Raw genomic sequence first — 12,577 nt, 5'->3', positions numbered from 1 at the left:
TTTTATTATTGATATCCTTGAAATTCATGAGGTTCATAATGTTTGAGGTCAGATGATTTTATATTAGCTTCATTATTTAAAGAATGATACTCAAATTGAAAAATGTAATTATGTGCAAAATATGTGTATTTAATTGATGGTTCATCTTTAAAGATAACAGTAGTGTAAAAAGGAGGTAGTTTCTTACCCCATACACCTTTAATTTCTTTAATCTCTTCTTTGTTATAGCCTTTCTCCGTAATAAGATATTCCATTACTCGATTTTTATAAATCATCTTATTCGCTTCCACATAAATTGTTGGAATAGCAATGATAAGTAACAAAAGAAGTATTAATATTTTGATTGATATTTTCATAATATCTAGCTTCCTCCATCCGAATATGTAGATTTTAATAATGTCGCGATGAATTGAAAAAAGTTGCGACTTTTGTTAAATGTGACATTGGACAATTCAAAGTACAAGAATTGTATATTTCATATGATACAGGAGGGATTGTTCCTGAGTAAATCAAAAATAAACGGTGCATTTTAGAAGTAAAAACAATCTTTTTTTCAGCTACAATTAGTGCTATTATTGGAATAGTTTCTTATAATAATAATTGGTTGGAATGTATTGATAGATTTTAAGATTTTTATCATGCGAATATCCCGGAAGGATGTAATTTAGATCCAACTAATCCAGAAACTAGAGAGAAAGTAAAAAAGTTAATGGAGAAAATTGAAAATGAACTTAAAGAATTTGATTTGAAATTATGAATAATCCCTTGTATCTAATATTTTGATATAATTATTTGATAAAAAATTTGTAATACTTCCTTCCATCTAGTACATTGATTTTCAATTGAGAATTCGTGTGATTGTAAAGTACTTATCTATTTGAATTGAATTATTCTAAAGGACAAAATTGAACTGCACCTCAATTGTTAGACTTAAGTCTACAATTGGAGGTGCTTTTCTATTGTAACTGTAAACGAATGCTTTCAATACAATTATATTTTGATATAATTATATTTATAACAAATTTGGAAATAGAGGTGATTTTTTGGGTACAATAATTATTTATAGTCCTATTTTATTATTAATATTGAGCTATTATTTTAAAATTTCATTTATAGAACAGCTTCATGAAGGAAATAAACGAGAAGCTAGACAAGCAAAAATATTAACGATTACCTGCTTCACACTAGGTATCATTCCCTTGATTCTCATGTTAATGAATGCAAGCGGCTGGTAAAATGGCTGATATGTAAAAGGCACTTCTACAATATCTTTTATTAAAAGTCTAGAGTTAAAGTAATTTGCTTGTTACATCAGTATTCTTTATGAAATGTGCAACATTATATCGAGTTATTTTCAAGCTGAACTAATGCCAAAACTAGTTCAGCTTTTATTTGTGATTAACATCATATTTACGAATATTTACTAAATGAAATTGCGTATGATGCTTTGGATTCTTGTAGCTCTAAGGATGTAAGATTTATGGGGCACACTTTACAAAGTTAACGTATTATCCATCGTTTAAGGATGTTACAACGCTTCTCGCTTCTTCACTGTCTTTTCCAAAGTAAGGACAATTATCGCTAACAAAATAACAATGGCTGCCAGAAGTAGTGCGTTGCTATAAGAGCTATAAGAAGAGTTATTCAATATATTCCAATGCCCAATTTTTAAATCAAGGAAACGACCGTATAATGAAATCCCGATAGCGGAAGCTAGGAATGTCATTAATGAGAATAAGCCCAGCCCAATTCCAATTTGCTCTGGTGGTAAAATTTGTGATATATAATTGGAAAATGCTGTTTGATTCGCTGTAAAACCTAAAAATACGAAAATGGCCATTAAAGAAATCCAAATTGGAGATAATCCAACAATTGTAGAAAGTCCCAAACAAGCGATAGCCATCAAAACAAAACTACATTGATTGACAAATTGGCTACCTTTTATTTGAATTAAACGGCCAACTTGTGAGCCTAATATAGTCGTGAGAAGCGCACCCGGGAATAAAACAAGCCCAATCCAATCAGTAGATAAACCGTTCGCTTTTGAAAGCATTAGCGGAAGGATGAATAGCGTTCCCATATAGGTGATCGTATTTAAAAAACTCATTAAAAGTACTAAGCTGAACGAGCGGTTTTTAAAAATTTGAATCTCGACAAATGGATCGGCAGTTCGCTTACTTTGCAAGTAGAAAATAAATAAAAGAACAGCTGCCACTAGAAGTAGCCAACTAGAAACGTTGATTCCCATTAAAATTGCCGTAATCGCAAGCATAAAAATAATCGCACCGAGAATATCGAAAGTCCCAGTTTTTGTTTCTTCTTTAGGTACGTATTTAAGGAAAATAGGCAGTCCTAATAAACTTAAGAAATTAATTACGAATAATGCTTTCCAACCAAACCAATCTGTTAAAAAACCACCCAAAATAGGACCAACTGCAGCCCCTAGTGCAACGATTGAAAAGACCATTGCGAGCATTTTACCACGGTATTCTGGCGGATAAAATCGAGGCCCCATAACCATACTTAGTGATGGGAGCGCTGCTGCACCAAATCCTTGGATTATTCGTGCGACGATAACCCATCCAAAGTTAATGCTGAAAAATCCAATCAATGAACCGATCATGAAAATGATAAGACCTATAACAAGTAAACGTCGAATCGGATAGGTGTCAGCCAATTTCCCAAAAATAACGGCTCCGATACCAAACGTCAAACTAAATATTGAAGTAACCCAGCTCACTTCAGTAGGGTTTAAAATAAATTCTTCTGAAAATTTCGGCAATGCAACATTCATCATTGTCGTATTCATAGTAGCGAATATTAGAATAAAACAAATAGAATAATTTAATCGTTTTAATTGATTACTCATGAATTAAACCTCCTCCTGTTCAAATGTTATCTATATTTTTTAAATGTAGAATTAGCTTAGAAAAAATCCCTGATAATTGGGAAATTTCTTCCTCGCTTAAAATAGAAAAGGCTTCCTTATTCCCGGCAATTCTCTTTGGACGTGTAGCTTCTAATGCCTTCTTACCTTTCTCAGTCATAAGGACGCGGGTAATTCTACGATCCTTTGAATCCTTGTATATATCTAAATAGCCTCCTTTTTTTAGTCGATCAACAACACCTGTGATTGCTTGTTTTGTCACTAATGTATTTTGCTGGAGATCCCCCATAGTTAAATTAGGTGTAGCGTTTAATAGTGACAAAATCATGTATTGCTGTACACTGTTTAGATCTGCTTCCTGCGCATACTTGCCACCTAGTCTTTCCAATATGTTAGCTACACGGACAATATCCAATATGGTGTTTGCCAGCTTGGTATCTTTATCTTCCATATTTCCTCCTCCTCTAAGTATGATTACTCAACATGTTGACTTTTTTAAATCGTACCTCCTTTTACCATAATAGTCAACATGTGGACAATCATCCTGTGAAAAAATTTTATGTTTCGGGGAGTATTCATATCAATACATTTATTATCACCTCACAGAATAGAATATTTGTTCTATTTTAACTTTTTTCAGTTTTTTTAAAAATTTTAATAGATTATTAAATCAATAGAAATGAAAGCAAAATAAAAAAATGTACACCACTAAATTGAATTTAGTAATGTACATTTTGAAAATATGTGCAACATTATAAACAAGTTGTGAAGTAATAAACTATTATGTACATTTACTTGTCTTTAATATTACAGAGTATAGAAGTGCTTCATTTTTAAAATAGACGCTTTAAATTAGCCATCTCTATCGCGGCAACTGCTGAATCATAGCCTTTATTGCCTGATTTCGTGCCTGATCGTTCGATTGCTTGTTCAATATTTTCTGTTGTGACTATACCGAAAATGACGGGTACATTTGTATTTAACGAAACATTGGCAATTCCTTTTGCTGCTTCATTGCACACATAATCATAATGTGAAGTGGAGCCACGAATGACCGTCCCCAAACCTATTACGGCATCATAGTCACCTTTCTCTACCATTTGTTTCGCGATAAAGGGCACTTCAAATGCACCAGGAACCCATGCAACATCAATATTGTCTTCTGAAACGCCATGTCGTACTAAGCCGTCCATTGCGCCACCTAGTAATTTACCTGTGATAAACTCATTGAACCGACCTACTACAATACCAATTTTCAAATCTGTTCCAATTAATTGTGCTTCAAATACTTTTCCCATTTTAAGATCCCCTTTACGAAATAAGATGATTCATCTTTTCTTTTTTAGTTTCTAAATAAAACGAATTGCTTGATACAGCATCAATTTCAATCGGCAATCTTTCAACAACTTCAATGCCGTATGCTTCTAGGCTTTGAACTTTATCCGGGTTGTTCGTTAATAAGCGGACTTTTGATATACCTAAATTTCTTAACATTTGAGCTGCTAATGCATAATCACGTGAATCTGCAGGAAAACCCAACTTTACATTGGCTTCAACTGTATCAAAGCCCTGCTCTTGTAACTCATAAGTACGTAGCTTATTAATCAAACCGATACCTCTACCTTCTTGCTGCATATACAACACAACACCTGCCCCTTCAGTCTCGATGACTTTTAAGGCCTGTTCTAATTGAGGGCCGCAATCACATCTTTCCGAATGAAAAATATCACCTGTTAAACAAGATGAGTGAACACGAACAATCGGAGCTTCTACAATGCTTACGTCCCCTTTAACAAGTGCCACATGTTCTAACTTGTCGATGTCGTTTTCATAGCCAATCAAATTGAAATGGCCATAGCTTGTCGGAAGTTGCACATTAGCTGCTCTAGTAACTATCTCTTCATGGTTGTAACGGTATTGAATTAAACTCTCAATCGTAATCATTTTTAATTGATGTTTTTTGGCAAAGTCTATTAGTTCTTGTCCAGTTGACATTTTCCCGCTATCGCCCATTATTTCGCAGATGATGCCTGCTGGAATAGCGCCGCATGCTTTCGCCAAATCAACTGCCGCTTCTGTATGACCAGGTCTTTCTAAAACACCATTTTTTTTAGCAACTAACGGAAATACATGACCCGGTCTTTTAAAATCATCGGCTAATGCATTGGGATTCAATAAATGTTGAATCGTTTGCGAACGCTCAAATGCACTAATGCCCGTTTTTGCATTACAATAATCAATACTTACTGTAAATGCCGTTTGATGGTGATCCGTATTATTGGACACCATTGGATGTAAATTGAGCTCTTTTGCGATTTTTTCTGTGATTGGTGTACAAATTAGACCTCTTGCATGTGTTGCCATAAAGTTAATATTTTCTGGCGTTGCATATTCTGCAAGTGCTACTATATCCCCTTCATTTTCACGATTTTCATCATCAACGACGATGATCATTTTACCTTCTTTTAAATCCTCTAACGCTTCTTCAATTGAGTGAAACATTGCTATACACCTCCCTTATTAATATCCGTTTTGCTGTAAAAAAGCCATTGTAATTGCTGAAGCACCGTCGTTATTCTGTAATTGATGAATAATATATTTGCCTAGCATATCCGTTTCGATATTCACTTGTTGTCCTGTTTCCTTAAGTGCGAAAATCGTTTCTTGATACGTATGTGGAATAAGTGATACAGTCAGTTTTTCAGGCTGTTTATCAAAGATCGTCAAGCTTGTTCCATCAATAGCTATGGAACCCCTTGGTATACAAAAATCACTCAGTTCTCTAGAGATAGCGATGTCAATGTAAACTGCATTTGCTTGCTTTGTTTTTCTAACAATGGTTCCTGTCCCATCAACATGGCCAGAAACGAAGTGACCGCCAAATCGCCCATTTGCTCCCATTGCTCTTTCTAAATTCACCAAGTGCCCTACTTTTAAAGAGTGAATTGTTGTCGCTTTGACCGTTTCTGGCATGACATCTAAACTGAATTTGTGATGGGTAAAATGCGAAATGGTTAGGCATACCCCATTTACTGCTACACTATCGCCAAGTTTCATATCCGACATGATGTCATGAGCTTCAATAGTAACTTTCATACTCTCTGCACCTTTTTTCAGCTCTGTTATTTTTCCTTTTGCCTCAATAATTCCTGTGAACATACGCTATACCCCCACTCCCGAAATCACTTTAATTACATCACCAATTCGATCCACTTGCTGCAGTTTTAGTGGGACAGCCTCAGTCATGCTATTTACGTCTAAATCTTCCAACATTCCAATTCCATCATGGTCACCTACTATTTTTGGTGCTATGTAAGTAATCATTTCATTGACTAGGACCGAATTGATAAAGTTTGTATTTATACGCTGCCCCCCTTCCACATAAAGCGTGACGATATTTCGCATTGCCAGCTCTTGAAGGACATCCTGGATTGCGAGTGTTTTTGTTTTAAGTTGGATTACTTGTACATTGGCTTGTGCAAAGCTTGTGATTTGATCAGAAGTAACTTCACACCCAACGATTATCCATGTCTGTGTTGTTTGATCGGTGACAACCTTAGCATTTATAGGGGTTCTTAAATGCGTATCCAAAATAATTCGAATCGGTTGCTTTTTACTTTCTGCAAATCGATTTGTTAGTAATGGGTCATCTTTTAACACCGTCCCAACACCAACTAAGATCGCATCCGTTCGCGCTCTTTTGCGATGAACATCCTCCTGCACTTCTTTACCTGTGATACTTTCATTTCGACCATGAACTGTCGCAATCTTGCCATCTAATGTAATAGCTTGCTTTAATGTGACAAAAGGCAATCTCTCTTTCATAAAATACAAATAAGCTTTATTTAAATTTACAGCCTCGGCTTCACAAAGACCCACTTCCACCTCAATGCCAGCATCCTTTAGTTTTACTAAACCAGTACCAGCTACTAAGGGATTTGAATCGAGTGTTGCAATCACTACTTTTTTTATACCCGCATTCAAAATGGCCATCGTACACGGCGGTGTTTTACCAAAATGATTACAAGGCTCTAATGTGACATACATCGTGCTGCCAACTGCATTTTCTCCAGCCATGTTGAGTGCATGTACCTCCGCATGCGGAGAACCTGCTCTAAGATGAGCTCCAAAACCGACTACATCACCATCTTTTACAATGACCGCTCCTACTAAAGGGTTCGGCGAAGTTTGCCCCTCACCTACTGCTGCTAATTTCAACGCTAATTCCATAAAATACTCGTCATGCATTGTGATAAACCTCCCTTTTTGAAAAATAAAAAACTCTCTAATTAAATTAGGGAGTTTGGGAGAGTTTTAGATAAACGCATCGCTAAATAAACCTAATGAAATACTATTTTTCAAAAGGAATTGCGTGTAATCTAGTTGTCCTTCTCCCATCCAGACTATACTGTCGGCTTTGGATTCGCACCAAATCCTGCTCTTATCAAGCTCACGGGCTTAGAAGATTCACTTCATCACCGTCGATTGGGAATTTCACCCGACCCCGAAGGACGTACTTATTTAGTTTTTCCATCAAAAAAACTCCATAGATTTCTACGGAGTTTGATAGGAGTTATGTAAAATATCATAAGCAAATAAACCTATTAAAATACTAGATTTTTATAAGACCATGATATTCTCTACATCCTTCTCCCATCCAGACTATACTGTCGGCTTTGGACTCACACCAAATCCTGCTCTTATCAAGCTCACGGGCTTAGAAGCTTTACTTCATCACCGTCGATTGGGAATTTCACCCGACCCCGAAGGATATTTCATATGAAATTGACTACAATACAATTAAGTTTTAGGCATCAAAAAAACCCCATAGAACACTACGGAGTTTGATAGGAGACATAAATTATCAATGCGAAATAATCCTATTAAATCTACATAAATTTAATAAGACCTTGATATTCTCTACATCCTTCTCCCATCCAGACTATACTGTCGGCTTTGGATTCGCACCAAATCCTGCCTAAAAAGGCTCACGGGCTTAAAAGTTTTACTTTATCACCGTCGATTGGGAATTTCACCCGACCCCGAAGGATTATTATATTGTATGTAAATACCATAGCACTTTACTTATTTAAAAACTAGAGGTTTTTTTTATTTCTATAGGATTGACCGAGAACTTACTAAAAAGAAATTTGTCCTAAAAGCTTGATGTACCGGTCTATATTGGCCTGTTACATGTCACGGGAAAATGTCATTTTATTTATTTAACAACACCAATTCACTGTATAGTTAGGGTAATAATACAAAAACCAAGAATAAAAACTATGGATATAAAAGTGATAAAACTCCATTTTTTCATTTCTAATTTCGGCCTAATTATACTGTTTAAATTAATGCAAGCAGGAATATAAATAGCCGTAGCAATGATAGAAATAATTAAAAAGACACCTAATAAACCATCATCAAAAGTAGAGTCTACACTCAACCCGAAAGAATGCGAAGCGTACATTATTGTCATGAACCATAATAGACCTATAAAAAAAGATAAATAGCCGAGAAATAAGTTAACTATTACGGAAATAGAACGGTATCCTATTCTCATTATATCCTCCTTTTTATTATTAAAATTATGCTTTAAAAACCTCATCACATTGTTTTCAGTCGCCGTGCACATACTATTGAAAATAACCTTAAACTATTATATAGATCGTTCTAATATTTTATGTATATGACACAATGATATCGAATAATTACTATCATTTTTCCATGAATAACACTCTCAATTTTACTTTAGCATTCCTCTTTTACTGCAGGAACATCCAATTTCATAACAGTTAAGTTATCTGTTCTCATACTAAAATTTAAACATGCCTAATAAAAAAGCACTACATAATAAAACAACTTAATATCGTTTTATATGTAGCACTCCTCTATTCAAGTTACTTATTCGTTTATTCTTCTAGCATTATTTTTATTATTCGGCTTTTGTTTATCTTCATGATTATGTTGTTTATGTGCTTCATCATTTTGTCCAACTGAATCAAAGTCATCTGGACTCAAATCAAACCCATAACCAAATTCTTCACGACCTAAGTCATTATTCTTTTTCGCTTTATTCTTTTCTTGATTGTTATTCGCCATTTATAATCACCTCCATCCACTATAATTTGTTCAATTTCGTTTGAATTATTCTTAGTATTTATTCAGTAAACCTGACTTGATATAAACTGGTTAAAAGTAATGATTGAAATGGCTCCGTATTCACAATTTAATTCCAAATCGTTATTAAAAATCGACTTTTTAATTATTTCTATATCGTTCCAGTTAGCAGTATAGTTTTCTTAAGAAAAGGAGTGAGCAGAATGAATAGTACTTGGAATGCAACTTTATATGATACGAAGCATCAATTTGTTTCAAAATATGGTGAAGGATTAGTTTCGTTTCTAAATCCAAAAGAAGGAGAGCAGATTTTAGATGTCGGTTGTGGTACTGGTGATTTAGCTGCACAAATTGCTGAATCAGGGGCAAAAGTCATTGGGATTGATCAGTCAGCATCAATGATTGAACAAGCAAGCCAAAAATTTGGGCATATTCCCTTCCACGTCGAAGATGCGCAACACCTTAGTTATTCAAACCAGTTTGATGCCGTTTTTTCTAATGCTGCTTTGCATTGGATGAAATCTCAAGAAAAGGCCGTTGCAAGTATTTATGCAGCGTTAAAAGATGGTGGTCGTTTTGTCGCAGAATTGGGTGGGAAAGGTAATATTCAATCTATTGTGGAAGCAATTCAACAATCATTTCGTGAATTAGGTTATGAATACAAAGCAGAAAAGTTCCCGTGGTATTTTCCAAGCGTGGCAGAGTATGTTGCATTATTAGATGAACATGGCTTTAATGTGCACTATGTAGAATTATATAATCGTCCTACTGAATTATCTGGGGAAGATGGTATTTTAAACTGGTTGAATATGTTTAGTGACAGTCTACTCGAGCATTTGACCAAAATTGAAAAAGAAAAAGTTATTAAACGAACTGAAGCACATTTAAAAACCACTCTGTATCAAGATGGAAAGTGGATTGCGGATTATTATCGTCTTCGTGTATTGGCTACAAAATAAAGAGAGTCGCCCATTTGGAAATTGGTGGAGTGGAGAATACACTACAAGAAGAGTATAGAACGACAGACATCTTTTCTGAGATTCTAAAAGAGCTAATCGACAATAAATAAGAGCCTATTTTCGATATACAAAACAGGGATAGATAAAGCCAGATATACTCGCTTTATCTATCCCTCTATTTTTAAGTTCCATAAATAGATTTGCATAATTCGTAAAGATATTCTGTCTCCGCTGAGCTATGTGTTGAGATAAAATACGTTTTAGACGTACAGTTATTAAGTATATTTGTCGCTAATAATGCTAGCCTGTTTTCTTCTAGCTCTTTGCGCACTACACTTTTCGGTAAAAATGCTACACCTATTCCTTCTAGTATCATTTGTTTGATAGCCTCAGTTTGATTCACCTTCATATTAGTTGTATGAGTAAAATGTTGTTGCAACTGACGATTAACCTCATCCCAATAAGGAGCATATTCATGAGTCAATACTTTTTCTTGTCGTATTATTTCTACCATATCCATACTTTCCAAATGTTTTGGACCAACACAAACAATTGGCTCATCAATTAAACATTGAACGCAAAAAGCAGGATTTACAGGCTCAATCTTTGACAAACCTACATGTGATTGTCCTGATTGAATACTGTTTGCAATCTCATTGGATTTAATGATTTCTACACGCACACTTACATGTGGCATTTGTTTCGAAAATTGTTTTAAAATAGATGGCAACAGAGAATTGGCAATTTGAGGTGCCACTGCTATCGTCAGCTCCCTATCAAAACCTTCTACATATTGCTGAAAACGATGGATCCCCGCCTCATAAGTGTTAATAATTTCCTGGGCAATAGGTAAAAACATTTCACCATTTTGATTTAAGCGAATGGATTTATTTTGCCTAACAAACAACTGTATATTTAACGTTTTCTCTAAGCTTTGAATATGCTTAGTCACAGCCGGTTGTGAGATAAATAGTTCTTCAGAAGCAAGACGTAAATTTTCATGTTTTGCAGCTTTAATAAATGATTTTAACCATTGAGTCTCCACGATGTTCTCCTCTTATTTCATTTTATTTTCAGTTTCTTGTTCTATATCTCAGCTTCGGGAGAGCAACTAAATTAGCTGCATCAATTATCCTTCATTCCTCTTTTGGTTTAATAACTTTCCCTATCTCATTCTTTTCTTTATCAAGAATTATAATTTCATAATTTACATCTTGAATCATCATTTTTGTTCTTTCTTCTTGAAGATACTTCTCTAGTGCTATCTCAATTTCCTTTATTATGATCATTGTATTTTCATTTTTTTTAAGTCCTGTTCGTATTTCAATGTATGTTATATCTTTCTTTTCTTTATAACTAATACCTTTCACTTTAAAAGCAGATCTTCCAACTAAAGATTCTTGAATATTACTGACTACTATTGGCCATTTTGGTGTATCGGATGTGATTTTTTTAATGATTGGCTTAACTTGATGAGGAGATTCCTTTACTTGTTTCTTAGAATTTTTATATTTAGTAATGTTTAATTGATAATCGTCAATTCCTTCGTCAGCTAAAAGTTGTTTGATTTCAGGTAAAAGTTTTGCTTTCATGTCATCTAAACTTTCTTGATTTGGTATAAGCGAGATATCAATGCTAAATGGAGTTGCAGAAGTGCCGACATTTTGCCACTGATAGCCCTCTTTTTCTATAACCTTTTGTATTTTTATTGATAATTTCGAGTCAATATCATTTTTGATTTCAATGGGTACTAACTTTGCTATAAATCCAGCCATTGTATGAGAGTAAAATGGAGAGGTTGCAAACAACAGTAGTATTAATAAGGTAGCACTAACAACCCATTTGTTCTTTCTCTTTGGGACATACATCTCTTTTTTAATAGCTTTTACAATTAGGTTTTTTTGTTCTTGGTGATGGTTTGGATGAAGTTTCATATTCTCATCAAAAGATTTTAAAGCATCATCAAATCTCTTAGAATCAGTTGATTTTTTCATATTCAAACCCTCCTTCAAGTAACTGTTTTTTTAGTTCCGCTAAACCCCTTTGTAAATTGGTTTTCACTTTACTTTCCGTCCAGCCTAATACTTCTGCAGTTTCTTTCGTCGAGAACCCTTTAATTTTCCGTAATAACACAACTTGCCGAAATTTTAATTTTAATGATTGTATAGCTTCATATATCATCATTTCATCCTCATTTAACTGAACAAGTTGCTCTGGTAATGGTTGTACGTCTCTATCATTTAAAGTAAGTTCTATAAAATACTTTAAGACATTCTTTTTCCTCATATGATCAATCGTCGTATTTTGAGCAATTGAAAAGATCCACGTTTTCAAACTAGCTTCGTTTTTAAAGGAGTCATAACCTCTATATGCTTTGATAAAAGTTTCTTGTACTATGTCTTCTGCTTGGTGGAAATCTTTAATAGTCATATATACATATGTAAAAATCGAAGTGCCAAAATCATCATACCAACTGGAGACGAGTTGATTTGAATTCATTTAAGACCATCTCCTTTCATCTATTTCTAAATCATTAGACGTAAAAAGAATATATCGGTCGCATTTTATAAAACATTCTTTTACTAAAAGACCAATTATTTAATTATAACTGATA

The 12,577-nt window shown here is 34.3% G+C and carries 12 protein-coding genes and 3 riboswitches; of the genes, 1 reads left to right on the top strand and 11 read right to left on the bottom strand.

What is annotated here, in order from left to right; all coding sequences use genetic code 11:
- Window positions 1-5 precede the first annotated feature (5 nt).
- The 8 genes from AC3IS5_RS09105 to AC3IS5_RS09070 form a co-directional block, all read right to left on the bottom strand.
- Window positions 6-356, bottom strand: coding sequence for a DUF3139 domain-containing protein (locus AC3IS5_RS09105; protein WP_489427512.1), 351 nt, complete (start codon window positions 354-356; stop codon window positions 6-8).
- A gap of 1,172 nt (window positions 357-1,528) precedes the next feature.
- Window positions 1,529-2,869 carry an MFS transporter gene (locus tag AC3IS5_RS09100; protein ID WP_489427511.1) on the bottom strand — a complete coding sequence of 447 codons (1,341 nt, stop codon included), beginning with the start codon at window positions 2,867-2,869 and terminating at the stop codon, window positions 1,529-1,531.
- A 19-nt stretch (window positions 2,870-2,888) separates the two neighbouring features.
- Complete coding sequence (locus AC3IS5_RS09095) at window positions 2,889-3,338, bottom strand: MarR family winged helix-turn-helix transcriptional regulator (RefSeq protein ID WP_489427510.1); 450 nt, start codon at window positions 3,336-3,338, stop codon at window positions 2,889-2,891.
- 382 nt (window positions 3,339-3,720) lie between these two features.
- Window positions 3,721-4,185, bottom strand: a complete 465-nt coding sequence (gene ribH, locus AC3IS5_RS09090) for a 6,7-dimethyl-8-ribityllumazine synthase (RefSeq protein ID WP_489427509.1) — start codon at window positions 4,183-4,185, stop codon at window positions 3,721-3,723.
- A 13-nt stretch (window positions 4,186-4,198) separates the two neighbouring features.
- On the bottom strand, window positions 4,199-5,389 hold the full coding sequence (locus AC3IS5_RS09085) for a bifunctional 3,4-dihydroxy-2-butanone-4-phosphate synthase/GTP cyclohydrolase II (RefSeq protein WP_489427508.1): 1,191 nt from the start codon (window positions 5,387-5,389) through the stop codon (window positions 4,199-4,201).
- Between the two features lie 18 nt (window positions 5,390-5,407).
- Window positions 5,408-6,046, bottom strand: coding sequence for a riboflavin synthase (gene ribE / locus AC3IS5_RS09080; RefSeq protein WP_489427507.1), 639 nt, complete (start codon window positions 6,044-6,046; stop codon window positions 5,408-5,410).
- A 3-nt stretch (window positions 6,047-6,049) separates the two neighbouring features.
- Window positions 6,050-7,135 (bottom strand): bifunctional diaminohydroxyphosphoribosylaminopyrimidine deaminase/5-amino-6-(5-phosphoribosylamino)uracil reductase RibD, encoded by a 1,086-nt coding sequence (ribD, locus tag AC3IS5_RS09075; RefSeq protein WP_489427506.1) that lies wholly within the window; start codon window positions 7,133-7,135, stop codon window positions 6,050-6,052.
- A 134-nt stretch (window positions 7,136-7,269) separates the two neighbouring features.
- Window positions 7,270-7,403, bottom strand: a riboswitch (FMN riboswitch).
- A gap of 125 nt (window positions 7,404-7,528) precedes the next feature.
- Window positions 7,529-7,662: riboswitch (FMN riboswitch) on the bottom strand.
- A gap of 146 nt (window positions 7,663-7,808) precedes the next feature.
- A riboswitch (FMN riboswitch) is annotated at window positions 7,809-7,941 on the bottom strand.
- A gap of 847 nt (window positions 7,942-8,788) precedes the next feature.
- Window positions 8,789-8,986: a hypothetical protein gene (locus tag AC3IS5_RS09070; protein ID WP_489427505.1), complete on the bottom strand. Its 198-nt coding sequence runs from the start codon at window positions 8,984-8,986 to the stop codon at window positions 8,789-8,791.
- A gap of 221 nt (window positions 8,987-9,207) precedes the next feature.
- Between AC3IS5_RS09070 and AC3IS5_RS09065 the strand changes: the two genes are divergently transcribed.
- On the top strand, window positions 9,208-9,963 hold the full coding sequence (locus AC3IS5_RS09065) for a methyltransferase domain-containing protein (protein WP_489427504.1): 756 nt from the start codon (window positions 9,208-9,210) through the stop codon (window positions 9,961-9,963).
- Between the two features lie 181 nt (window positions 9,964-10,144).
- Here AC3IS5_RS09065 and AC3IS5_RS09060 read toward each other — a convergent pair whose 3' ends face one another.
- The 3 genes from AC3IS5_RS09060 to AC3IS5_RS09050 form a co-directional block, all read right to left on the bottom strand.
- Complete coding sequence (locus AC3IS5_RS09060; protein WP_489427503.1) at window positions 10,145-11,008, bottom strand: LysR family transcriptional regulator; 864 nt, start codon at window positions 11,006-11,008, stop codon at window positions 10,145-10,147.
- 91 nt (window positions 11,009-11,099) lie between these two features.
- A complete protein-coding gene (locus AC3IS5_RS09055; protein ID WP_489427502.1) occupies window positions 11,100-11,957 on the bottom strand; it encodes a hypothetical protein in 858 nt (285 codons plus the stop codon).
- Window positions 11,941-12,462 (bottom strand): RNA polymerase sigma factor, encoded by a 522-nt coding sequence (locus AC3IS5_RS09050; RefSeq protein WP_489427501.1) that lies wholly within the window; start codon window positions 12,460-12,462, stop codon window positions 11,941-11,943. Before AC3IS5_RS09050 ends, AC3IS5_RS09055 begins: the two co-directional genes overlap by 17 nt.
- Window positions 12,463-12,577: the final 115 nt, after the last annotated feature.

The sequence above is a fragment of the Viridibacillus sp. KH_047 genome, assembly GCF_057838945.1.
The sequence above is the reverse complement of the archived record's forward strand: the minus strand, read 5'-3'. Positions and strand labels throughout refer to the sequence as shown.